This window comes from Teichococcus aerophilus (assembly GCF_014490485.1).
GTDB classification, from domain to species: Bacteria; Pseudomonadota; Alphaproteobacteria; order Acetobacterales; family Acetobacteraceae; genus Pseudoroseomonas; species Pseudoroseomonas aerophila.
In genome coordinates this window covers 1-23,723 of sequence record NZ_JACTVA010000025.1, presented here as the reverse complement: position 1 = coordinate 23,723, position 23,723 = coordinate 1, and the positions used below count along the sequence as shown (strand labels likewise).

Annotated in this window: 21 protein-coding genes; 16 read left to right on the top strand and 5 right to left on the bottom strand. The window is 70.2% G+C overall.

All coding sequences use genetic code 11. The annotated features are described in order from the left end of the window. Positions 1–14: 14 nt before the first annotated feature. From IBL26_RS14290 to IBL26_RS14265, 6 genes are read left to right on the top strand one after another with little or no spacing between them, the layout of a single operon-like run. Entirely contained in the window at positions 15–1,322 is a 1,308-nt protein-coding gene (locus IBL26_RS14290) for a M20 family metallopeptidase (RefSeq protein WP_206684231.1), read from the top strand. 14 nt (positions 1,323–1,336) lie between these two features. After that, complete coding sequence (locus IBL26_RS14285; RefSeq protein WP_187785177.1) at positions 1,337–2,956, top strand: ABC transporter substrate-binding protein; 1,620 nt, start codon at positions 1,337–1,339, stop codon at positions 2,954–2,956. Between the two features lie 5 nt (positions 2,957–2,961). Continuing rightward, positions 2,962–3,909: an ABC transporter permease gene (locus IBL26_RS14280; protein ID WP_187785176.1), complete on the top strand. Its 948-nt coding sequence runs from the start codon at positions 2,962–2,964 to the stop codon at positions 3,907–3,909. Continuing rightward, on the top strand, positions 3,902–4,732 hold the full coding sequence (locus IBL26_RS14275) for an ABC transporter permease (RefSeq protein ID WP_187785175.1): 831 nt from the start codon (positions 3,902–3,904) through the stop codon (positions 4,730–4,732). The genes IBL26_RS14280 and IBL26_RS14275 overlap by 8 nt, the downstream gene beginning before the upstream one ends. Next, positions 4,729–6,321: an ATP-binding cassette domain-containing protein gene (locus IBL26_RS14270; protein WP_187785174.1), complete on the top strand. Its 1,593-nt coding sequence runs from the start codon at positions 4,729–4,731 to the stop codon at positions 6,319–6,321. The genes IBL26_RS14275 and IBL26_RS14270 overlap by 4 nt, the downstream gene beginning before the upstream one ends. Positions 6,322–6,334: 13 nt before the next feature. Further along, positions 6,335–7,552 carry a M20 family metallopeptidase gene (locus IBL26_RS14265; RefSeq protein ID WP_187785173.1) on the top strand — a complete coding sequence of 406 codons (1,218 nt, stop codon included), beginning with the start codon at positions 6,335–6,337 and terminating at the stop codon, positions 7,550–7,552. Positions 7,553–7,847: 295 nt separating this feature from the next. On the opposite strand, the gene IBL26_RS14260 is transcribed toward IBL26_RS14265, so the two are convergent. The 3 genes from IBL26_RS14260 to IBL26_RS14250 all read right to left on the bottom strand — a co-directional run bounded on the left by IBL26_RS14260 (position 7,848) and on the right by IBL26_RS14250 (position 11,102). Next, a complete protein-coding gene (locus IBL26_RS14260) occupies positions 7,848–9,035 on the bottom strand; it encodes an acetyl-CoA C-acyltransferase (RefSeq protein WP_187785172.1) in 1,188 nt (395 codons plus the stop codon). Between the two features lie 138 nt (positions 9,036–9,173). Then, positions 9,174–10,424, bottom strand: a complete 1,251-nt coding sequence (locus tag IBL26_RS14255) for a multidrug effflux MFS transporter (protein ID WP_187785171.1) — start codon at positions 10,422–10,424, stop codon at positions 9,174–9,176. Positions 10,425–10,490: 66 nt separating this feature from the next. Continuing rightward, the gene (locus IBL26_RS14250; protein ID WP_187785170.1) at positions 10,491–11,102 is read right to left on the bottom strand and encodes a TetR/AcrR family transcriptional regulator; all 612 of its coding nucleotides are present in this window, start codon (positions 11,100–11,102) and stop codon (positions 10,491–10,493) included. A 310-nt stretch (positions 11,103–11,412) separates the two neighbouring features. Between IBL26_RS14250 and IBL26_RS14245 the strand changes: the two genes are divergently transcribed. Further along, complete coding sequence (locus IBL26_RS14245) at positions 11,413–13,146, top strand: di-heme-cytochrome C peroxidase (RefSeq protein ID WP_187785169.1); 1,734 nt, start codon at positions 11,413–11,415, stop codon at positions 13,144–13,146. Positions 13,147–13,436: 290 nt separating this feature from the next. On the opposite strand, the gene IBL26_RS14240 is transcribed toward IBL26_RS14245, so the two are convergent. Beyond that, positions 13,437–14,036 carry a TetR/AcrR family transcriptional regulator gene (locus IBL26_RS14240; protein WP_367615439.1) on the bottom strand — a complete coding sequence of 200 codons (600 nt, stop codon included), beginning with the start codon at positions 14,034–14,036 and terminating at the stop codon, positions 13,437–13,439. 203 nt (positions 14,037–14,239) lie between these two features. Here IBL26_RS14240 and IBL26_RS14235 point away from each other — a divergent pair, with 203 nt between their 5' ends. The 4 genes from IBL26_RS14235 (at position 14,240) to IBL26_RS14220 (ending at position 18,847) form a co-directional block, all read left to right on the top strand. Further along, positions 14,240–14,728: a (2Fe-2S)-binding protein gene (locus IBL26_RS14235; RefSeq protein WP_187785167.1), complete on the top strand. Its 489-nt coding sequence runs from the start codon at positions 14,240–14,242 to the stop codon at positions 14,726–14,728. After that, a complete protein-coding gene (locus IBL26_RS14230) occupies positions 14,725–15,711 on the top strand; it encodes an FAD binding domain-containing protein (protein WP_187785166.1) in 987 nt (328 codons plus the stop codon). The genes IBL26_RS14235 and IBL26_RS14230 overlap by 4 nt, the downstream gene beginning before the upstream one ends. After that, positions 15,708–17,996, top strand: a complete 2,289-nt coding sequence (locus IBL26_RS14225; RefSeq protein ID WP_187785165.1) for a xanthine dehydrogenase family protein molybdopterin-binding subunit — start codon at positions 15,708–15,710, stop codon at positions 17,994–17,996. The genes IBL26_RS14230 and IBL26_RS14225 overlap by 4 nt, the downstream gene beginning before the upstream one ends. A 179-nt stretch (positions 17,997–18,175) precedes the next feature. Beyond that, positions 18,176–18,847 (top strand): GntR family transcriptional regulator, encoded by a 672-nt coding sequence (locus tag IBL26_RS14220; protein ID WP_187785164.1) that lies wholly within the window; start codon positions 18,176–18,178, stop codon positions 18,845–18,847. Positions 18,848–19,294: 447 nt separating this feature from the next. Here the strand turns inward: IBL26_RS14220 and IBL26_RS14215 are convergent, their stop codons facing one another. Continuing rightward, the gene (locus IBL26_RS14215; protein ID WP_367615438.1) at positions 19,295–20,029 is read right to left on the bottom strand and encodes an amino acid ABC transporter ATP-binding protein; all 735 of its coding nucleotides are present in this window, start codon (positions 20,027–20,029) and stop codon (positions 19,295–19,297) included. Positions 20,030–20,159: 130 nt separating this feature from the next. Between IBL26_RS14215 and IBL26_RS14210 the strand changes: the two genes are divergently transcribed. The 5 genes from IBL26_RS14210 to IBL26_RS14190 form a co-directional block, all read left to right on the top strand. After that, entirely contained in the window at positions 20,160–20,993 is an 834-nt protein-coding gene (locus IBL26_RS14210; RefSeq protein WP_187785162.1) for a transporter substrate-binding domain-containing protein, read from the top strand. Between the two features lie 14 nt (positions 20,994–21,007). Beyond that, a complete protein-coding gene (locus tag IBL26_RS14205; protein ID WP_206684230.1) occupies positions 21,008–21,676 on the top strand; it encodes an amino acid ABC transporter permease in 669 nt (222 codons plus the stop codon). Continuing rightward, positions 21,676–22,404 carry an amino acid ABC transporter permease gene (locus IBL26_RS14200; protein ID WP_187785160.1) on the top strand — a complete coding sequence of 243 codons (729 nt, stop codon included), beginning with the start codon at positions 21,676–21,678 and terminating at the stop codon, positions 22,402–22,404. The genes IBL26_RS14205 and IBL26_RS14200 overlap by 1 nt, the downstream gene beginning before the upstream one ends. Next, the gene (locus tag IBL26_RS14195; RefSeq protein WP_187785159.1) at positions 22,401–22,691 is read left to right on the top strand and encodes a (2Fe-2S)-binding protein; all 291 of its coding nucleotides are present in this window, start codon (positions 22,401–22,403) and stop codon (positions 22,689–22,691) included. The genes IBL26_RS14200 and IBL26_RS14195 overlap by 4 nt, the downstream gene beginning before the upstream one ends. Then, positions 22,688–23,723, top strand: a 1,036-nt coding sequence (locus IBL26_RS14190) for an NAD(P)/FAD-dependent oxidoreductase (RefSeq protein WP_187785158.1), incomplete at its 3' end; no start/stop codon positions are given. The genes IBL26_RS14195 and IBL26_RS14190, both read left to right, overlap by 4 nt.

Genomic DNA, 23,723 nt, shown 5'->3' with positions numbered 1-23,723 from the left:
TCGGCCTGGAACAGATGCAGCCAACCTCAACCGCTCCAGCATCACTCCGTTCTGCCTTCGACCGCATCGCGCGGGATGTCGAGGGCGCGGTGGCCGACCTCGCGCGGATGCTAACGGTGGACACGGCCTTTCCGCCCGGTACCGGCTACGCTGGCTTCGCGGATCTGCTGGAGGAATTGCTGGCCCCGTTCGCGCTGGAAACCCGGCGTGTGAGCGTGCCGGAGGCGCTCTGGCACGTCCCCGGCGGCCCGGCGGTGGGCGAGCGGGTGAATCTGATCGCGACCCGCCGGACCGGCCGCCCGGTGCTGGGCCTGTATTTCCATACCGATACCGTGCCCCCCGCCCGGGGCTGGACCCGCGACCCCTTCGCCCTGACGCGGGAGGGTGACCGCCTGCACGGCCTGGGCGCCGCCGACATGAAGGGCAGCATCGCCGCCGCCATGCTGGCGCTGCGCGCCGCCGATGCCTGCGGCGTCGAGCTGGCCTACGACCCGATGTTCCTGCTGTGCACGGATGAAGAGGGCGGCCTCTACCCCGGCGTGCGCTACCTGGCGGAGCAGGGGCTGCTGGAAGGCCATGTGCTGAACTTCAACGGCACGGCCGCGGCGCGCATCTGGGCCGGCTGCTTCGGCGTGATCAACCTGCAGCTGCGCCTGACCGGCCGCACCGCCCATGCCGGCGACCCCGGCGCCGCGGTGAACGCGGTGGAGGCCGCGCTGCCGGTGATGCAGGCGCTGGCGGCGCTGAAGCCGGTGGTCGCCGCGCGCACGTCCGACCTGCCGGCACCGCCGTGGTGGAACGGCCGCAAGCTGGCCGCCAGTCTCTCCATCGTCGCGGCGCAGGGCGGCACCGGCAGTGGCGGCCAGGTACCGGATGCGCTGACCCTGACGCTGAACCGCCGCTACACGCCGGAGGAAGATGCTGCCGAGGCGCGCGCCGAGATCGAGGCCGCCATCCGCGCCGCAGTGCCGCCCGGCGTGACGGCAGAGCTCGACCTCGTCGGCCACCTGATGCCCACCGCCGACCCGCGTGGCCCGCACTGGCCGCGCTGGCAGGCGGCGCTCTCCGCTGGCTTCGGCTACGACCCTGCCGAATTCCGCGCCTGGGGTGCGTCCAGCTGCTCCGATTTCGGCTGGGTCCAGCAGGCCACCGGCCAGCAGGAAGTGCTGCTCACCGGCCTCGGCCGCGAGGGCAACAACATCCACGGCCCGGACGAACACACCACCACCGCCGACCTCGTCGCCCTGGCACAGAGTGTGCTGGCCTATCTGGCTGCGGATTTCGCGCCCGCCCTCCGCCCCGCCCCCGACCGCGCGCCCTGAAGGAACCCACCTGCATGACCCGCCTGCCCTTCTCCCGCCGCCACCTGCTGGCCGGCGTCGCCGGCATCGCCACACTGCCGGCGGGCGCGCTGCCCGTGCTGGCCCAATCCTCCACCAGCCCGGCCTCCACCAGCCCGGCCTCCACCATCCCGGCCCCGGCGGCCGGCGCGCCGCGCCGCGGCGGCGTGCTGCGCGTCTCGGTCGACCAGGCCGCCAGCGTCATCCACCCGCTGCGCAGCCGGGTGAACCCCGAGTACCTCGTCACCGAGTTGCTCTACAGCAACCTGACCCGGCTGAAGCCGGACATGACGCCGGAGCCTGACCTCGCCACCGCCTGGACGCCCAATGCCGACCTGACCGAGTGGCGCTTCACGCTGCGTCAGGGCGTCGTGTTCCACGACGGCACGCCCTGCACCGCCACCGACGTCGCCGCCACCTTCAAGGCGATCCTGGACCCCAAGACCGCCTCCCCCGCGCGCACCAATGTCGGCCCCATCGCGAGTGTCGAGGCGGTGGATGCGCAGACGGTACTGTTCCGTCTCTCCGCCCCCTATGCCGACCTGCCGGTGGCGGTCGCCTACACCTCCGCCCGCATCATCCCGGCCCGCTTTGCAGAAGGGGACCTCGACGCACTGGCCCGCCAGGCGGTCGGCACCGGCCCCTTCAAGCTGGTGTCCTACGAGCCGGACCGCCGCATCATCGTCACGCGCAACGAGCAATATTACGACCCGGCCCGCCCCTATCTGGACCGGGTCGAGGTCATGGTCTTCCCAGACTCGACCGCGGAAGCCTCGGCGCTGATCTCGGGCGATACGGACCTGATGAGCAATGCCGGCCAGGGCGAGTTCCCGCGCCTGTCCTCGGCCCGCGGCGTCAAGGCGCTGCGCGTGCCATCCGGCCAGTTCCTCAACGTGAACATGGATTGCGCGCAGCCGCCCTTCAACGATGTCCGCGTGCGGCGGGCGCTGGCGCTGGCGATGGACCGGGAGGCGATGGTCGGCTTCGTCGCCCAGGGCTACGGCACGCCGGGCAACGACGTGCCGATGAACGCCGCCTACCATTTCCACAAGGAATTCCCGCTGAAGAAGCCGGACATCGCCGCCGCCAAGCGGCTGCTGGCGGAAGCCGGGCACCCGAATGGGCTGGATGTCACCCTCGTCGCCTCGGAGAACCCGGGCACGCGCGCGCAGCTCGCGGTGGCGATGCGGGAGATGGCGCGGCCGGCCGGCTTCCGCATCAACGTGCAGACCATGCCGCACGCCACCTACCTGGACCAGGTGTGGAAGAAGGGCAGCTTCTATGTCGGCTTCTACAACATGCAGGCGACAGCCGACGCCATCTTCTCCCTGCTCTACACCTCCGATTCCGCCTGGAACGAAACCCGCTGGAACAACGCCGACTTCGACAAGCTGGTACGCGAGGCACGCGTGACGGCGGACGAGGCGAAGCGGCGCGGCCTGTACGATGCTGCGCAGAAGCTGATGCATGAGGAAGTCCCCTCCGTCATCCCCGCCTTCTTCGACCTGCTGGCGGCCCAGCGCAGCTACGTGCAGGGCTACACGCTGCACCCGCGCGGCGCCGTGTTCCGGCTGGACCAGGTCTGGATGGGCGACGGCGCCCCGCGGCGGGGCTGAGCGCCTTGAGCACGGGCTGGCTTCTCCGGCGGCTGTTCCTGGTCGCCTATACCGTCCTGGTCGTCTCGGTGCTGGTCTTCGCCATCACCCAGGTGCTGCCGGCGGATGCGGCGGTGACGCTGCTGGGCGAGAACGCGACGCCGGAGGCGCTGGCCGCCGTGCGCGACCGGCTGGGGCTGAACGACCCCATCTGGCTGCAATACTGGCACTGGCTGACCGCCGCGCTGACCGGCGATTTCGGCCATTCCATGCGCACCGGCCAGCCGGTGGCGCCGATGATGCTGACAGCGCTCTCCCGCTCCCTGCTGCTGGCGCTGCTCAGCATCCTGCTGATGCTGGCGGTCGCCGTGCCGCTCGGCCTCTGGGCGGCACTGCGGCAGGGCAAGGCGGCGGATCTCGTCACCGGCTTCATCTCCTATATCGGCGTCTCGCTGCCGGAATTCGTCACCGCGACGCTGCTGCTGATCGTGCTGGCGGATTGGCTGCAATGGCTGCCCGCCACCGGCTACGTGCCGCCGGGCGAGGATTTCTGGGACTCCATGGCGCATCTCGTGCTGCCGGTGCTGACCGTCTCGGTCATCATGGTCGCGCACGTGTCCCGCATGGTGCGGTCCGAGACAATCGACGTCCTGCACAGCGACTATATCCGCGCCGCCAGGCTGAAGGGCCTCGCGCCCCGCTCGGTCCTGCTGCGGCACGTGCTGCGCAACGCGTTGCTGCCGGTCATCACCATCGTCGCGCTGGATGTCGGCTACCTGCTCGGCGGCATCATCGTGGTGGAGGAGATATTCGCCCTGCCCGGCATCGGGCGGCAGTTGATCGTCGCCATCACGGCGCGGGACCTTCCCGCCATCCAGGCCGGCGCGCTGGTCATGGCCGTGACCTATGCGGTGGCCAGCACCCTGGCCGACATCGCCTATGCCCTTCTCGACCGGCGGATCCGCTATGACTGACCTGCTCCGCCGCCTGTTGCGCACGCCGCAGGGCGCCATCGGCAGCGCGCTGCTGGTGTTGCTGGCCCTGCTCTGCCTGCTGGGCCCCGAGCTGGCGCCGCGTGACCCGGAGGCGATCGACTTCCTCGGCCGCTTCCGCCCGCCCGGCGCGCAGAACTGGCTGGGCGCCGACCAGCTGGGCCGCGACGTGCTGAGCCGGCTGATGACCGGCGCCCGCTCCACCATCCCGCTCGCCCTGCTGGCCACGTTGCTCGGCACGCTGGCGGGTGCGGTGATCGGCACGCTCTCCGCCTATCTCGGCGGGCGGTGGGACGAGGCGATCATGCGCAATGTCGATGCGGTGATGGCCATTCCCGGCCTGTTGCTGGCGCTGCTGCTGGTCAGCAGCCTCGGCAAGGGCAGCCTGAACGCCACGCTGGCCATCGCCATCGCCTTCACCCCCGGCATGGCGCGCGTCACCCGCTCCGTCGCCCTCAACGTGAGGGCGCAGGACTACGTGAAGGCCGCGCTGGCACGCGGCGAGCGCGCCAGCTTCATCGTGTTGCGGGAGATGCTGCCGAACGTCGTCGGCCCCGTGGTGGTGGAGACCACCATCCGCGTCGCCTTCGCGGTGATGCTGTTCGCGACGCTCAGTTTCCTCGGCCTCGGCGCGCAGCCGCCGGCGCCGGAATGGGGACTGATGGTGGCGGAGGCACGCCGCTTCGTGCACCAGGCGCCGTGGATCATCCTGGCGCCGGCACTGGCCATCGGCGTCACCGCCATCGCCTTCAACCTGTTGGGGGACGGGCTGCGCGACGCGCTGAACCCGCGGGACGAACGATGACCGCCGCACCCCCCGCCAGCCCCGTGCTGGCCATCGAGAACTACAGCCTGGATTACACGCTGCGCCACGGCACGGCGCGGGTGCTGGACGGCGTGAACCTTGCCATCGGCAAGGGCGAGGTGGTTGGGCTGGTGGGCGAATCCGGCTCCGGCAAGTCCTCGCTGGCCTGGGCCATCATGCGCCACCTGCCGCGCAATGCGGTGGAGGCCAGCGGCCGGCTGAGCCTGGGCGGGCTGGACCTGCGCGGGCTGGATGCCAAGGGCCTGCAGGCGGTGCGCGGCAAGCGCATCGGCATGGTCTTCCAGGACCCCTCCACCGCGCTGAACCCGACGCTGCGCCTGGGCGAGCAGGTGATCGAGGTGCTGATGCGCCATCGCGGCCTCGGCCGTGCCGAGGCGCGCGACGCCGCCGAGGCCGCGCTGGCCGAGGTGGAGCTGCGCAACCCCACGGCACTGATGCGGCGCTACCCGCACGAGGCCAGCGGCGGCGAGAAGCAACGCGTCGTCATCGCCACCGCCTTCGCCACGGCGCCCGAGCTGATCCTGTTCGACGAGCCGACCACGGCGCTCGACGTCATCACCGGCGCGCGCATCCTGGAGTTGTTCGCGCGGCTGCGGGAACGCACGGGCGTGGCGGCCCTGTACATCTCGCACGACCTCGGCCTCGTCTCCCGCGTCGCGGACCGGGTCAGCGTGCTGCGCCAGGGCCGCATCGTCGAGGAAGGCGCGCCGGAAGCGGTGTTCCTCGACCCACGGCATGACTACACGCGCCGCCTGGTGGCCGCCGTGCCCCGGCCGCATCGCCGGCTGGTGGACGACGCCGCCGGCGGCGACACGGTGCTGGCCGCCAATGGCCTGAGCGTCCGCTACGGCCGCCGCCGCCTGTTCCGCCCGCCGCCGCCGCCCGCCACCAAGGCCGTGTCGCTGGAGGTGCGCGCGGGCGAGATCCTCGGTGTGGTGGGCGAATCCGGTTCCGGAAAATCCTCGCTTGCGCGTGGCCTGACCGGCCTCGCCGAGTTCGACGGCGGCATCCACGCCACCGGCCGCCGGCTGGACCACGCGCGGCAAATGGACAAGGCCTATCGCCGCGCCGTGCAGATCGTGTTCCAGCACCCGGACTCCTCGCTGAACCCTCGCATGCGCATCGGCGACATCCTGGCCCGGCCGCTGAAGCTGTATGGCGGCGCGCTGTCGGATATCCCCGCCCTGTTGGAACAGGTCCGGCTGCCCGCCGACTATGCGCGGAAATACCCGCACCAGCTCTCGGGTGGGGAGAAGCAGCGCGTCGCCATCGCCCGCGCCTTCGCCGCCCGCCCCAGCCTGGTCATCTGCGACGAGATCACCGCCGCCCTCGACGTCTCGGTCCAGGCGCAGGTGGTCGAGTTGCTGCTGGCGCTGCGGCGGCAGCACGGCACCGCCTATCTGTTCATCACCCACGACCTGAACCTGATCCGGCAGATCGCCCACCGCATCGCCGTGATGCAGCAGGGCGAGCTGGTGGATCTGCGTGACGCCGCGGCGATCGATGCGCCGGATGCGCATCCCTATACCCGCGCGCTCATCGCCGCCTCGCCGGCGCCCGTCGGCTGAATTGGAGCGTTTCATGACCCCGCAGGACATCCTGGCGCAGATCGACACGCAGGACTGCCTCGACACACTCGCCGCCATGGTGCGGCACAAGAGCTACAGCCAGACCGAAGGCGAGAAGCTGCTGGCGACCGAGATGATGCGGCAGATGCAGGCGCTGGGCCTGGAGGCCGAGCTGACGCCGGTGCCGGGCGATCGCGTCAACGCCGTCGGCCGCCTGCGCGGCAACGGCGGCGGCAAGAGCCTGCTGTTCAACGGCCATGTCGACACCAACCCGGTGAGCGAGGGTTGGACCGTCGACCCCTGGGGCGGCAAGATCGACAAGGACTTCATCTACGGCATCGGCGTCTCCAACATGAAGGCCGGGGATGCCGCCTATCTCTGCGCCGTCAAGACGCTGGTGAAGGCCGGTGTGAAGCTGAAGGGCGACGTCATACTCACCTTCGTGGTGGGCGAATTGCAGGGCGGCGTCGGCACCCGCTCCCTGATGGAGCAGGGGCTGCGCGCAGACTACTTCGTCAACAGCGAGCCGACCGACCTGGCCGCCATGACCATGCATGCGGCCGCCTTCGTCTTCGTCATCGAGCTGACCGGCGTCACCCGCCATCTCTCCAAGCGGGAGGAAGCGGTGGATGCCATCGTCGCCGCCACCGACCTGATCCCCCGGCTGAACGCGATGCGCTTCACCGGCGCCGCATCCCCGGACCATGCCGCGATCAACCGCGTCAATGTCGGCGTCGTGCACGGCGCGCTGGGGCGGGACCTGCAAGAGTGGCGCGCGCCGCAGGTGGCCGATTTCGTCCGCATCAAGGGCTCCGGCCGCTACGCCCCCGGCCAGACGCAGGAGGGCGCGGTGGCCGACATGCAGCGGGAACTACAGGCGCTGGAGGCACGCTTCCCCGGCCTGAAGGCGGAGATCAAGGTCGAGAATGCCGGCGGCCACCAGCCCATGCCGGCCTTCGAGGTGCGGCGCGACAGCCCCATCGTGCAAGCCATCAACGCCGCCTACCTGGCCGTGCGGGGCGAGACGCAGCCCACTGGCGCCATCACGCCCCCCGCCTATTACGGCACGGATGCCGGGCATCTCTGCACGTTGGGCGGCATGGAAGGCATCGTCTGCGGCCCCGGCGGCCGCTACAACACCATGCCGGATGAGCGCGTGGACATCCCCGACTTCCTGGACATGGTGCGCGTCTACCTACTGACGATCCTGACGATCTGCGAACAGGACTGAGCCGGGTTTATCAAGCGTGGAGCAGAAGGCTGGGGAAGGAATTCCCCAGGCCCCTTCTTTCTTTTCTTCGAGTTTGTGTTGGTTCCTCTGAATGCAGCGCGGAAGTCAGTGATCCAAAAAGCCCAATCTTCCGACCCCAGATAGGCAGTCGTTTGACGTCACAAGTGCCCAGTATGTCTTTCAGAGCACCGCGATAATTCGACCACCCTGGCAATACGCCAAACTCGCAAAAACAAAAGAAGGGGGCCCGGGGGAATTCCTTCCCCCGGCCTTCCCTCCCTACCAAGTCTCCCCATCAAGGGCGCTCAATCGCAATCGCCGTCGCTTCCCCGCCGCCGATGCACAAGGCGGCGACGCCGCGCTTCGCGCCCTGGCGTTGCAACGCATGCAGCAGCGTGACGATCAGCCGCGCACCGGTTGCGCCGATCGGGTGGCCCAGGGCGCAGGCGCCGCCGTGGACGTTGAGTTTGCCGCGCGCGATGTCCAGTTCCTTCGCGGCGGCCATGGCGACGACGGCGAAGGCCTCGTTGATTTCGAACAGGTCTACATCGGCGACGGACCAGCCGGCCTTGTCCAGCAGCTTGCGAATGGCGGGGATTGGCGCGGTGGTGTACCAGCCCGGTTCCTGGCTGTGGGTGGCGTGTGCCTTGATCTCGGCCAGCACCGTCAAGCCCGCCTGCAACGCGGCGGAGCGCCGCATCAGCACCAGTGCCGCCGCGCCGTCGGCATTGGCCGAGGCGCTGGCGGCGGTGATGGTGCCATCGGCGCTGAAGGCCGGCTTCAGCTTCGGGATCTTCTCCGGCGAGACCTTCATCGGGTGCTCGTCCTGGCTGACGAGCTGCGTGCCGCCTTTGACCGGCACGGCGACCGGCTCGATCTCCGCCTGGAAGGCGCCGCCCTCGATGGCCTGCCGGGCACGCGTCAGGGTCTCGACCGCGTAGTCGTCCTGGTCCTGGCGGGTGAAGCCGTAGCGCTGCGCTGCCACTTCGCCGAACTCGCCCATGGCGCGGCCCTGCTCATAGGCATCTTCCAGCCCGTCCAGCATCATGTGGTCAAAGATGCGGTCGTGGCCGACGCGGTAGCCGCCGCGCGCCTTGGCGAGCAAGTACGGGGCGTTGGACATCGATTCCATGCCGCCGGAGACGACGATGCCGGCCGAGCCGGCCAGGATCAGGTCGTGCGCCAGCATCGTCGCCTTCATGCCGGAACCACAGACCTTGTTGACCGTGGTGGCGCCTACCGCGTCCGGCAGGCCGGCACCGCGCGCGGCCTGCCGCGCCGGCGCCTGCCCCTGGCCGGCGGGCAGGACGCAGCCCATCAGCACCTCGTCCACCTGCCCGCCTTCCAGACCAGCCCGGGCCAGCGCGGACCTGATGGCATGGCTGCCGAGGGCGTGGGCCGAAACTCCGGCCAGCTCGCCCTGGAAGCGGCCAAGCGGCGTGCGCACCGCGGCGACGATGACGACGGGATCAGCGTGAGTCATGAAACCTCCATTGGCGTTTGCGGGGAAGTCCCGCATGCAGCGTGAGCCCTCGATTCAGTCGCAGCCTGCGGATTTCGCAGCGGCGTGGTGGCGTGTGCCCGCGCACGGCCATGGCGTGGCACGGACGCACGCATGCCGCTATGCCTTCCCGATGGCGGGACCGGGGATGGCAGCCGGCACCCGATACCCCGCGAACGCCGCCAGGGCCGCCAGCGATCCACCGACGAGAATGACCCCCAGCGCCGCCATCGTCGGTAGCGGCAGGCTGGTACTCAGCCAGGTTCCCAGTGCAGCGCAGCCCATCTGGAAAAACCCCAGCAACGCGGAGGCCAGGCCGGCCTGCTGGCCGAAGGGTTGCAGCGCCATGGCCGTCCCGATCGGGTTCACCAGCCCCATGCCGAACAGGAACACCGTTACCCCGGTCGTGAAGAGCGGCAGGTTGGGCGTACCGGACGACGCCAGCAGGATGCTGCCGCCGCCCAGCGCGATGACGATGCCCGCCAGCGCCACGCGCCGTGCCCCGAAGCGGCGGGCCAGCCGGGGCGCCAGCAACCCGGCGGCGAAGACGACGACCACCGTCGCCGCGAAGAGCAGGCCGAGATGCAGCGGCGTCAGGCCAAACACTCCCAGCAGCACCGCCGGGCTCGCACCGAAGAAGGCGTAGAGCCCGCCGATGATGCAGCTGACGGCCAGTGCCGGCATCAGGAAGATGCGGTTTGTCGCCAGCTGGCCATAGGCGGCGGCGATGGATCTTGGCGCATGGGCGGAACGGCGGTCCGGCGGATGCGTCTCGCCCAGGGCAGCGAGATACCGCAGGCCCAGCAGCAACCCCGCCGCGCCCACCAGCAGGAACGTCCAGCGCCAACCGAAGGCGACGTCCAGCCCGCTGCCCAACAGCGGCGAGAAGCCCGGCGCCGCCGCCATGGCGATCATGGTGAGGGACAGCGCGCGGGCCAGCGCCTCGCCCTCGAACAGGTCCCGTGCGATGGCTCGGGAGAGCACGGAGGCGGCGCAGACGCCGAGCGCCTGCACCACCCGGCCGAGGATGAGCACGGCGAAGGACGGTGCCAGCGCGCACACCACGCAGCCCGCCGCGAACACCATCAGCCCGCCCAGCACCAGCCACCGCCGGCCAAAACGGTCCGACAGCGGGCCAATGAGCAGCTGGCCGATGGCGAAGGCGACGAAGAAGCTGGAAAGCGCCAGGCCCAGTTGCCGCGTCGTCACGTCGAAATCCCGTGCCATGGCCGGGAAGGATGGCAGGATGATCGTGGTCGACAGCGTACCGATGGCCGAGAGCCCGGCCAGCAGGGCCAGCGTGCCGCCGGTCAGCCGGCGCGCTGGCGCCGTGCCGTCCTGGGCCGAAGCCGTCTCATGGGTTGCGGGCAACAGCGAGGTTCCTCTGGCGCGAGTGGCAGCGTCACCGGCTGCACGGGAATTCGGGAAGGCGGTCGTTCAGCCCGCCGCGTCCGGCAGGCGCGCCGTCGCCACCCGCGCTTGCAGGTCGCGCAGGCAGGATTGGCGGATCTCCGCCGCAAGGTCAGGGTCGCCCACGGCACGGGAAAGGGTGAGCGCGCCCACCATGGCGGCGAAGGCAGCCATGGCATCCGGACGGCGGGACGCGGCGGTTCCGCCCGCCTGAGCGGCGATCGCCTCGGCCAGCAGCGTCACATAGCCTTCCACCCCGGCCTCGAAGGCCGCCTGCACCGCGCCGCCGGCTCGTGCCGCATCGGCGCCCAGGGCGGGCACCGGGCAACCGCGCGCCGGGTTCTGGCTCGGCTTGCCGGACAGGTAGAATTCCACGATGGCATCGAAGCCCCGCGCGCCTGCCTGGGCGGCGACCTGCGCCAGCATCAGCCGGGTCTTCTCCAGCGCCGCCTTGCTCGCCTCGGCCGCCAGATGCTGCTTGGACTGGAACTGGCCGTAGAAGCCGCCATGGGTCAGCCCGGCGGCCTTCATGATGTCAGCGATGCCGACGCCGTCGAAGCCCCGCTCGCGGAACAGCTGGCTGGCGACGGCAATGACGTCCTCGCGGTTCTTCCCCGCCTGCTCCCGGCTGACGCGCATGACGGCCCTCTCGATGCTCCGGGCCCTTATTTATGACGCTCAACATTTAACTGCAAGCCCGCAAAGCCGGCGCACCTGAAAGCACAGCTCCACAAATTATTCCGACTTGAAAACGAAATGCCTGACGGCGCAGATTACGCTCCACGCCCGGCGGCACCGCGCCACCCCCACCACGACGACGTGGCGCACGCACGCCCTTCGGGCGTGGCGGCCCCGCGGCCAACGTGCCTCCCGACATTTCCTGATGCGCCATCCATGACAACCCGGACATCGCCCACGCCGTACCGGGCAACGGCAGGAGGACACGGCCTTGACCCAGCGCCTCACCCTGGTGGCGGCTTCCCTCGTCGCACTCGCCAGCTTCGGCTGCGCCAGCCGCCTGCCCGACGACCAGCCGGACGAGGTCATCCACATCGCGGCGCAGAACTGGAGCGCCGGGCAGCGCGCCTGGTTCCACCATACCTCCCAGGGCACCAAGCTGATGCCCTACGCCTGGCTGCTGGCGCTGGAACAGCCGGTACTGAGCTGGCCCGCGGCAGCGCCGGCCTTCATCGCCCCGGCGCACATGGCCCGCTTCGGCTTCCTGCCCTCCGCGCCTTCCCCCCTCAACCCGGACACGCTCCCCATCGGCTTCGCGCGAGACGAGTTCGGCGTGCAGGAAGGCTCGGACACGCCGGAAGTCGTGGTGGGCCTGACCTGCGCCGCCTGCCACACCGGGCAGGTCGAGCTCGGCCGCAAAGCCATCCGCATCGAGGGCGGGCCTTCCATGGTCGATATCGGCGCCTTCCAGGACGCCATCGGCATCGCGATGTTCCTCACCTACGGCTCCGAACCGCGCTTCGACCGCTTCGCCTCCCGCGTCCTCGCCGCCGCCAACCAGCCCGATACGCCGCAAGCGCGCGACGCGCTGCACACCCGCCTGGGCCTGGCACTGGACCGGGGCCGCACCGAAGCCGGGCTGGCCGAGCGGCGCCACATCTATCCCGTCACCGAAGGCTTCGGCCGGCTGGACGCACTGGGCCGCGGCGGCAACTTCGTCTTCGCCACCCTGCCGAACCGGCCGGAGAACCTGGCCGTGGCCGATGGCCCGGTCAGCTACCCCGCGCTGTGGGACGCCCCCTGGTTCGACTGGGTGCAGTATAACGGCGCCATCCGCCAGCCCCTGGCCCGCAACGTCGCCGAAGCGCTGGGCGTGCGCGCCATCGTCAAGCAGGGCGGCACGCCGGAGCAGATCCACCGCAGCTCCGTCCGCATCCAGAATATCTTCGACATGGAAAGCCTGCTGGCCGGCCCTGCCCCCGGCGCCGGCCTGCGCGCGCCCCCCTGGCCGGAAGACATCCTCGGCCCGATCGACCGTGCCGCCGCAGCGCGCGGCCAGACATACTTCGCGCAGCTCTGCTCCGGCTGCCACCAGGCCTGGGACCCCGCCGCGCCCAGTGCGGCGGCATCCACCCCGCAGGTCACCATGGTGCCGCTGCAGCGCATCGGTACTGACCCCCGCACCGCCATGAATTTCCGCCAGCGCATGGCCACCCTGCCCGATGGCCGCCGCGTCTCCGCCGCCGCCGGGCTGCAGGAAGCCACCACAGCCGTCATCGAAGGCTTCTTCGAATTCTACCAGGTGCCGGCACAAGGCCCGTGGACCGACACCGCCGGCGTCGTCCGCCCCGGCCGCGCCGCGATGAGCGGCAACCGCCCGAACGAATGGCGCGCCCCCGCCGCCTACCGCGCCCGCCCCCTCAACGGCATCTGGGCCACCGCGCCCTACCTGCACAACGGCGCCGTCCCCAGCCTCTACCAGATGCTGCTACCCGGCGAGCAACGCGACGCCGTATTCCAGGTCGGCAGCCGGCAATTCAACCCGCGCGACGTCGGCTTCTCCACCGTCACACGCCCCGGCACCTTCCGGTTCGATACCGCCCTGCCCGGCAACTCCAACCGCGGCCACGAATTCCGCAACGGAGGCCCAGGGCCCGGCATCATCGGGCCGGAACTGGGCGAGGGGCAGCGCCGCGATATCGTCGAGTATCTGAAGACGCTGTAGGGAACTTGGTTCTTTCTATCGCTTCTACCTGGAGATGCAGCAAGGCTGGGGAAAGAATTCCCCAGACCCCTTCTTTTTTCTGCGAGTTTGGCGTCCACGCTTCAGACTGAGAGCGGACGCTTCGTGATGTTTTAATGGGGCTACGCGGGCTGGGCCGTCAGTCGCCGGAGGTCCAAGACCTCCGGCGCACCCAGCCGTCATCCTTGTACAACCGTTCCACAGCCACGCCCCAGAACTCGAAAAAGAAAAGAAGGGGTCCGGGGAATTCCTTCCCCGGCCTTCCCTGCCGACTACGCTGACGGCATTCCACCCGCCTGTGGCAGCGTCCGCAGCCCATCCATCAGCAGGGTCAGCACCCGGCCGGCGCGGCGGCGCCAATCGGGCCCGACCGGTGCGGAGTACAGACCGGCCAGGGCTTGCAGCACGTCCTCCGCCTCGGCGTCCGGGCGGATGCGGCCGGCGGCGATGCCCTCCTGCACAAGGCGGGAGACGGTGCCGGGGAAGCTCGCCTGCGCCGCCTCCAGCAATTCCGGCCTGGCCTGCATCAGCTGGCGCAGGCTGTCGCCCAGGCCGCGCTTGGTGGCCATGTAGTCCAGGCTGTGGTGCATGAACTGGGCCAGCGCCTCGTCCGGCGGCAGGGTGGCGGACAGGCGGGTGGAAGCCTCCAGCAGCGCGTCCAGCTCATCGCGGTACAGGGCCTCGACCAAGGCTTCCCGCGTCGGGAAGTGGCGGTAGAGCGTGCCGATGCCGACGCCGGCCTGGCGGGCAACCGCTTCCAGCGAGGCGGCCATGCCCTGCTCGGCCAACAGGTGGCGGGCGGCGGCCAGCAGGCGTTCCCGGTTGCGCCGGGCATCGGCCCGCTTCGCCCCGGAATGTTGAGGGCGATTCACCGCGTCATTCACGCCACCAGCTCCCACGGGCGCAATTCTCCCCTTGACCGGACCGCCATAGATCCCGATTGTAAACGGAGGCACCCTCCGTTTGTGCCCCGCCCCCCATTATCTGTCCATCGGGAGCCTCTGTCATGCCCCCTACCGCCCATGCAGCCGCCCCCGCGGCTGCGCCTCCGGCCGCGCTGCCGCAAGGATCGCCCGTGCCGAACCGTCCGATCACGCTTTTCATCAACGGCCACGACCATGTGGTGATGGTGGAGGACCGTACCACCCTGCTCGATGCGCTGCGCGAGCGTCTGCACCTCACCGGCACCAAGAAGGGCTGCGACCAGGGCCAGTGCGGCGCCTGCACCGTGCATCTGGACGGCCAGCGCGTGCTGGCCTGCCTGACCCTGGCCCGCCAGGCCGAGGGCAGCGCTATCGCCACCATCGAGGGCCTGGCCGGCGCCGACGGCACGCTGCACGCCGTGCAGGCCGCCTTCCTGGCGGAAGATGCCTTCCAGTGCGGCTTCTGCACGCCGGGCCAGATCATGTCCGCCGTCGCCTGCATCCGCGAGGGCCATGCCGGCTCGGAGGCCGAGATCCGCGAATACATGTCCGGCAATCTCTGCCGGTGCGGCGCCTATCCCCACATCGTCGCCGCGGTGCAACGCGCCGCCGCCGCCCTGCCGTCGGAGGCTTCATCATGAGGGACTTCGCCTACCATCGCGCCACCACGCTGGAACAGGCCGGGCCGCTGGCCGCGCGCGCGGAAAGCGCCATCCTGGCCGGCGGCACCACGCTGCTGGACCTTGCCAAGTGCGACGTCGTCCGGCCCGCAGAGGTGGTCGACATCACCCACCTGCCCGGCCTCGCCGATATCCGTGCCGATGCGGAATCGCTCCATCTCGGCGCCCTGGTACGGATGGCGGCGGCCATGCGACACGTGGCCGTGCGCGCCGCCTGCCCGGCCGTCGCCCAGGCGCTGGCGCTCTCCGCCTCGGCGCAGATCCGCAACATGGCGACGCTGGGCGGCAACCTGCTGCAACGCACCCGCTGCGCCTATTACCGGGACCCCGCTTCCTTCCCCGCCTGCAACCGCCGTACCCCCGGCAGCGGCTGCGCGGCAGCGGGCGGCGTCACCCACCATCACGCCCTGCTCGGTACCAGCGAGGCCTGCATCGCCACCTATCCAGGCGATCTCGCCGTGGCCCTGGTGGCCGTCGGCGCTGTCATCGAGATCGGCACGCGCTGGATGCCGGCGGAGGACTTCTTCCTGCTGCCCGGCGAGACGCCCCACCGCGAATTCGCCCTCGAACCCGGCGAGATCGTCACCGCCCTCTGCATCCCCGCCAGCGCCGCGTCCCGCCGCTCCGCCTATCTCAAGCTACGGGACCGCGCTTCCTACGAATTCGCCAGCGTCAGCGTCGCGGCGGGGCTGGAACTGGCCGCGGATGGCACCATTGCCGATGTGCGACTGGCCCTCGGTGGGGTCGCCACCATCCCGTGGCGGCTGCACGCGGTGGAAGCCGCGCTGACCGGCCGGCATCCGACCCCGGCGACGCTGCGGGAGGCCAGCCTGCTCGCCATGCAGGGTGCCACGCCACGCCCGGATAACCGCCACAAGCTCGACCTCGCCCCCCGCCTGGTGCACCGCGCGCTGGAGCAATTGCTGCAGGGAGACGCCGCATGAGCCCGCTCGACATCTCGCCCCAACGTGGCGATGCCGGCGATGGCATCGGCGGCCGCCCGCCGCGCATCGACGGCCTGGCCAAGATCCGTGGCGAGGCCGCCTACGCCATGGACCAGCCGGTGGAGGGGCTGGCGCATGCCGTGCTCGTCACCGCCACCATCGCCGCCGGATGGGTGCGCGGCATCGACCGCACGGCGGCGGAGGCCGCGCCCGGCGTGCTGCTGGTGCTGACGCCGGGCAACACGCCACCGCTGCACGCCGCCTCCACCTGGACCGGCGAAGCGCCGCCGACCTCCGAGTACCGGCCGCTGGAGCCCGAGATCCGCCATGTCGGCCAACAGATCGCCCTGGTGGTGGCGGAAAGCCTGGAACAGGCGACCGAGGCCGCCACGCTGCTGCGCGTGGACTACGAGGCCGCGCCCTTCCTGGCCGATTTCACCGTGCCCGACGCCGGGGAAGGCCAGGACCTGCCGCCCCTGACCATCGAGCGCGGCGATGCGGACACGGCGCTGGCCAGCGCCGATATCCGCATCAGCGCCGAGTACGGCACGCCGCGCGAATACAACGTGCCGATCGAGCCGCACGGCCTGACCGCACGCTGGGACGGCGATGCCCTGACCCTGTGGGAGCCCAGCCAGTGGCTGGACGGCATGGCGCGCAACTACGCCGAATGGTTCGGCATCGGGTTCGAGCAGGTGCGGCTGATCTCGCCCTATATTGGCGGTGGCTTCGGCAGCAAGGCGCTGGCGCTGCCGCACGGCGCCATCGCGGCCCAGGCGGCGCGGATGCTCGGCCGGCCGGTGAAGCTGGTGCTGACCCGGCCGCAGACCTTCACCGCCTTCGGCGGGCGCGCGGCCACACGACAGCTTCTCGAGCTGGGCGCCGACGCGGACGGCCACTTGCTCGCCATCCGCCATCGCGGCTGGCAGGAGACCTCCCGCAACGGCCTGTGGGTGGAGCCGCTGAACGCCGCCACCGCCCTGATGTACGAGGTACCGCATCTCAGCAGCCGGCAGCGCGTGGTGCCGGTCAATACCGTCACCCCTTCCGCCAAGCGCGCACCGGGCGAAAACCCCTCCGCCTTCGCGCTGGAATGCGCGATGGACGAGCTGGCCTACGCGCTGGGCCAGGACCCGCTGGCGCTCCGCCTGCGCAACGAGCCGGGGCGGGACCCGCATTCCGGCAAGCTGTGGTCCAGCCGCCGGATGCGGGAAGCCTATGCAGCCGGCGCCGATTCCTTCGGCTGGGCCCGCCGGAACCCGACCCCGGGCGCGATGCGGGACGGCCCCCTGCGCCTTGGCTGGGGCATGGCCGCCGGCACCTACCCGGTGCGGCGCAGCGCGGGCGAGGCCATGGTGCGCATTCTGGCCGATGGCGGCGTCGAGGTCGCCAGCAGCACCAGCGACATGGGCACCGGCGCCTACACCATCCTGGCGCAGACCGCCGCCTCCGTCTTCGGCCTGCCGCTCGCCCGCGTGCGGGTGACGCTGGGGGATTCCACCCTCCCCCGCGCCCCCGTCTCCGGCGGCTCGCAGATGGCCGGGCTGATGACCGGCGCGGTGGACAAGGCCGCCCGCGCCGCGCGGGAGGAGCTGATCGGCCTGGCGCTCAACGACCCGCGCTCACCGCTGCGCGGGGTGGCTAATACCCTGGCCGTGGCCGAGGGCCGGCTGATTGCACCGCGTGGCGAGGCCCCGCCCCTGCCGATCGCCGAGTTGCTCACCGCCATCGGCCGGGACCGCGTGGAGGCGTTGCGGGACACCCTGGCGGAAAACGGCCTGAAGCCGGAGGACCGCTACCGCGCCTTCACCACCGTCTCCACCATGCGTGCGCCCACCGATGGCGAATACTCGATGCACAGCTGGTGCGCCCATTTCGTCGAGCTGGCGGTGGACGAGGCCCTGGGCAGCGTGCGCCTGCGCCGCATCGTCACCGCCTTCGATGCCGGGCTGCTCTACAACCCACGGCTGGCGGAAAGCCAGATCAAGGGCGGCATCGTCATGGGCATCGGCCAGGCACTGCTGGAAGGCGGCATCGTCGACCGCCGCCACGCCCGGGTGCTGAACAACAACCTGGCCGACTACCTGCTGCCGACCCATGCCGACATCCCGCCCATCGAGGTCATCTCGGTCGGCGAGCCGGACCCGCATGCCTCCGCGCTCGGCGGCAAGGGGGTGGGGGAGCTGGGCATCGTCGGCCTGGCGGCGGCCATCGCCAACGCGGTGTTCCACGCCACCGGCAAGCGGGTGCGCGACCTGCCGATCACCCTGGCCGATCTCTGCTGAAGCCTGCCAGGCCGGGCGGCCCGGGCGCTCCACCCGCCCGGACCGCCGGCCGCCCCCGGCCGCCTGCCCCCGAGTTATCCCCAAATTCTGGGGATCAATCTGTGTATGGAATCTGGAACAACGGCGATGTTACGCCTCGCCATCCGGCCGCTGCCTGGCTAAGGAAGGGGGGACAGACCATGCCGGACACCCCATCGGACATCCCGGAGCCCAGCGACAGCCCGCGGGCTTCCATCAATTTGGCGGGGCTGGCCTACCGTTCCATCTCGGACATGATCCGCGACCGGCGCCTGCGCGGCGGAGAGACGGTAGTGGAGCAACGCCTGGCCGAGGCACTCGGCATATCCCGCACCCCGCTCCGCGAAGCGCTGCAGCGGCTGGAAGGGGAAGGACTGGTGGTCAAGACCGCCAACCGCTCCTTTGTCGTCCGTCATGTCGACCTCGGCGAATACCTGCATAGCCTGAAGGCGCGCGAAATTCTGGAACCGGAGGCCGCCGCCCTGGCCGCCGGGCACATCCCGCTCGGCCGGCTCCGCACGGTGCGCGCCGAAGCGGTGGAACTGCAAGGCGCCAATACCCACACCGCCGCCCACTGGCTCTCGGACGACAACGTCCACCGCATCTATGCCGAACATTGCGGCAACGACGTCATGGCCCGGCTGATCGAAGGCCTGCGCACCACCACACGGCTGTTCGAAATCGCCCGCCTGTCCGACCGCGTGGCACCCGATTCCTCCGAACACATCGCCATCCTGGACGCATTGATCGCCGGCGATGCCAAGGCCGCACGGCGCGCGGTGCAGATCCACTTGCGCTCCCTCTCCCGCTTCACGCTGGCGACGGTGAAGTGAAAGGGGCAGGCCAGGGGGCAGGATTCCCCCAGGGCTCCATCTTTCTCTGCGCGTTTGGCTTCGGCGTTGGGTGACGCAGCCTGGATGATGGCGGACGGCGACAAAGGCTGAACCGCCAGCTACCCTTTGTTGTCGGCCTTCCGCGCCGCCGGCTTGACGCGAGACTGTACTCGGCTCGAGCGCATCCGAAGAGAGAAGGCCGGGGAAAAAATTCCCCGGCCCCCTTCTTTTTTTCTTCGAGTTGGCGTCGCGGTTCAGGGCTGAGAGGACGCTTCTCGATGAATTTAAATAGGGGCCACGCGGCGGAAACCCTAGTCGCCGAAGGTCATAGACCTCCGGCGCACCCAGCCGGATCTCAGACCCGAACCATCAAAAGCCACGCCAGAAAACTCGAAAAAGCAAAAGAAGGAGCCCGGGGAATTCTTTCCCGGCCTTCTCCCATGTCAGTCAGTGCCGGATGATCTTCGCCGTGAAGTCGCGCAGCCGCTCCGTGCGCGGCGCGTCCAGCATGGACGGCGGCCCTTCTTCCACCACGCGGCCGCGGTCCATGAACACGACGCGGCTGGAGACTTCGCGGACGAAGCCCATTTCGTGGCTGACGATCACCATGGTCATGCCGTCGGCCGCCAGGGTGCGGATGGCGTCCAGCACCTCGTTGACCAGCTCGGGGTCGAGGGCGGAGGTCACTTCGTCCAGCAGCAACACGTCGGGCTTCAGCGCCAGGGCGCGGGCCAGGGCCACGCGCTGCTGCTGGCCGCCGGAGAGTTCGTCCGGATAGGCGTGCAGCTTGTGGCCGAGCCCTATTTTTTCCAGCAGCGCGAGGGCGGTGGCCTCGACGTCCTTCTTGTCGCGCTTCTTCACCAGGGTCGGCGCGATGCAGACGTTGCGCAGCACGGTCATGTTCTGGAACAGGTTGTATTGCTGGAACACGATGGCGAAGCGGTCCCTCGCCCGGCGGAGCGAGGCCGCGTCCGCATAGTCCAGCGTATTGCCGGCCAGGCGCACCGTGCCGCCATACGGCTTCAGCAGGCCGACAAAGGCGCGCAGCAGCGTGCTCTTGCCAGAGCCGGAGGGGCCGATCAGCGCCACCACCTCCCCCTTCTCGACGGAGAGGGAGATATCGGACAGAACGTCGAGGCTGCCGTAGCGGGCGGAGAGTCGGTCGATGGACAGGTAGCTCACGTCAACCCCTTTGCTCATGCCGGCAGAAATGCGGCCTTGCGCGGTGGCGCGGGCCGTCGCTACTCTGCGGCCTCTCCCGTAATTGTGCAAGCATTGTGCACAATCGGCCTCCCGGATAAGGTCGTCGCCCATGCCCGAACCCCGTCACGGCCGCCGCGCCGCCCTCTCTCTCCTCGCCGCCGGCACGGCCCTCGCCGCCCTGCCCCGCGGCAGCGCGCAGGCCAGGCCGCTGGAGCAGGTTCTCTCCACCAAGAAGCTGCGCGTTGGCATCAACCCGACCCTGCCACCCTTCGGCGTGTTCAACGACCGCAATCAGATCGACGGCTTCGACGCGGACATCGCGCGGGAACTGGCACGGCTGCTGAAGGCGGAGCTGGAGATCGTCCAGGTCGGCTCGCCCGACCGCGTGCCCTTCGTGCAGTCCGACCGGGTGGACCTCGTGATGGGCTCCATCACCCGCACGGTGGACCGCGCCCTGGTGATCGACTTCACCATGCCGCTGCATTCGCAGAGCATGGTGGTGCTGGCGCGAGAAGGCACGGCCGTGCCGCTGTCCAAGCCGGCTGACCTGAACAACAAGGACGTGAAGTTGGTGCAGGTGCGCGGCACCACCGGTATTCCCTGGATCCAGGCCAACGCGCCCCAGGCGCAGGTGACGCTGCTGGACAACTACCCGGATGTGTTCCGCGCCCTCGCCCAGGGCCGCGCCGATGCGCTGGTGGACGTGTACGAATCCGTCGCCATCCCGATGAAGAACCAGCCCAATGTACGCTGGCGCGTGCTGGATGAGGTGCTGGCCACGATGTGGACCGGCATCGGCGTGCAGAAGGGCAACAGCACGTTGCGGGACGCGGTGAACGTCGCGCTATTCGACATGCATTCCCGCGGCTTCGTCAACGCCGCGTGGGAAAAATGGTTCGGCGGGCCGATGCGCACCCCGGTGCCGCTGAACCCGATGTTCTGAAGGACCATCGCGCCGTGCAGCTGCAATTCGGACAGATCCTGCCCTACGTGCCGGATTTCCTGCGCGGCGCGCTGCTGTCGCTCCAGATCGCCTTCCTGGCCTTCGCCATGGGGCTCGGCATCGGGCTGCTCGGCGCCTCGGTGCTGCGCTTCGGGCCGCGCGCGGCGCGGCTGCCGGTGCGGGCCTATGTCGGCTTCTTCACCAACACGCCGCAGCTCGTGCAGGTGTTCTTCCTGTTCTACGCGTTGCCCGAGGCCGGCATCCTGCTGACGCCGTTCCAGGCCGTGCTGCTGGGCATGACGCTGAATGCCGGCGCCTACCTGACGGAAATCCAGCGGGCCGGCTTCGATTCCGTGCGTCGGGAGGAGATCGAGGCCGCCGAGACGCTCGGCTTCAGCCGGGTGCAGATGGTGTGGTACGTCATCGCGCCGCATGTGGTGCGCACGCTCTACCCCGCGCTGTCCTCGCAATACATCATCATGACGCTGGGCACGTCGATGGCGGCCATCTTCGGCGTGGAGGAACTGACCGGGCGGGCGCTGAACGCCAACGCCATCAGCTTCCGCTCCATCGAGATCTTCTCCATCACCGCCATCCTCTATGTCGGCATCACCGTCGTCGCCTCGGCCGTGCTGTTCGCGTTGGGCCGCTGGCTGTTCCGTGTCCGCCGGGGGGTTTTCTGATGCTGGCGCAGTTGCTGGAGGAGGCGCCGCGCTTCTACACCTATTGGAACCTGCTGTTCCTCGGCCAGGCGGCGCTGAACACCTTGCTGGTGTCCTTCGCCGGCTGCGGCATCGGCTATGCGGCGGGCTTCGTGCTGGCGCTGCTGCGGCAACGCCACGTTGTCACTTGGCGCCTGCCGCGCTGGCTCTCCCTGCTCTGGACGGAATGGTTCCGCCGCATCCCGTTCCTGGTGCTGCTGATGTGCGTGTTCTTCGGCTTCCAGATGGCGGGGGCCGATAGCAGCCTGTTCACCGTAGCGCTGGTCGCCGTGGCGTTGCGCATGTCCGCCCTGGCCGCCGAGAATATCCGCGCGGGTCTGGAATCGGTGCCGGAACGCCAGTGGGAAGCCGCGCTGACGATGAACATGGGTGCGCTCTCCACCCTGTTCCGCGTGGTACTGCCACAGGCCTGGCGGGTCATCCTGCCGCCTTCCACCATCCATGCAGTCAGCATGGTGAAGGAGACCGCGCTGGTATCGCAGATCGGCTTCCTGGAGCTGACCTTCGCCGCGCGCATGCTCAACCAGCGCGGCTTCTCCGCCTTCCTCTGCTACGGCACCATCCTCGTCATCTACTTCGTCATTTCCTACAGCTTCTCCCGCATCGGCAAGCGGGCCGAGCGCAAGCTGGTACACGAGGCCCGCCGTCGCCCGGCGCCGGAGCTGACGGTGCAGGGCGCGGCGGCATGACATCCCGCCGCATACCTGGCGCCACCCGCCCGGCCGAGGTCGCCTTCACCTATGCCGGCACGCCGCAGCGCGCCCCGGTGGGGGAAGCATTGGCGACGGCACTGGCCTGCGCCGGCGTGCTGGGCCTGCGCCGCAGCCCGGCTGCCGGCACGCCGCGCGGCGCCTTCTGCTTCATGGGCAGCTGCCAGGAATGCCTGGTGCTGGTGGATGGCGTGCCGCGCCAGGCCTGCCTGGTGCCCGTGCGCCCCGGCCTCGACGTACAGCCGGTGCCGGACGCCATGCCATGAGGCAGACCGACCTCATCGTGCTGGGCGCCGGCCCGGCCGGAACGGAAGCCGCCCTGGCCGCCAGCGCAGCGGGGCTGGATGTCGTGCTGGTCGAGGAAGCCCAGGCCGCGGGCGGGCAGGTCTGGCGGGCGCCCTATCCCGGCCTCGCTTTGCCCAAGCCGGACGAGGATGCCACGGCTGGCGCCGCTCTGCGCGATCGCCTCGTTGCTTCCCGTGTCGAAACGCATTTCAACGCCCGCGCCTGGTCGGTCAACACATTGCCGGAGGGGGGCTTCCGCCTGGATGCGGCCACCGAATCCGGGCCGCTCAACCTCGCCGCGCCCCGGCTGGTGGCGGCCACCGGCGCGGTGGAGCGCGTGATCCCCTTCCCAGGCTGGACCCTGCCCGGCGTGGTTGGCCTCGCCGCCGCTACCGTCATGTTGAAGGCGCAGGCGGTGCTGCCGGGCCAGCGCGTGGTGGTCGCCGGTTGCGGCCCGCTCCTGGCCGCCGTCGCCGCCAAGATCCTGGCCAGCGGCGGCGAGGTCGTGGCCGTGGTGGACCGTGCCAGCCGGGCCGAGTGGCTGGCCGCCACCCGCCACCTCGCTACCCGGCCGCGCCTGCTGGCACGCGGGCTCGGCTGGGCGCTACGCATCGCCGGGCGACGGGTGCCGGTGCTGTTTGGTCACGCCATCCACGCCGCCGAGGGCCAGGACGTGCTGGAAGCCGTGCAGGTGGCCCCACTGGCCACCGACGGCAGCTTTGCCGCCGCGCCGCCCCGCCGCTTCATGGCCGACGCGCTTTGCGTCGGCGACGGGCTGGTCCCTGGCGCCGAGATACCCCGCCTGCTGCGCGCCCCGATGCGGTTCGACCGTACCCTCGGCGGCTGGGTGCCGCAGGTGGATGCCGAAGGCCGCACCAGCATCCCCGGCCTGTTCGCCGTGGGCGATGGCGCCTTGCTGCGCGGCCAGGCCCCCGCGGTGCATGCCGGCCGCCTGGCCGGCCTGGCCGCCGCCCACGACGCCGGCCGGTCGGACGCCGCCGCCTTCGCCCAGG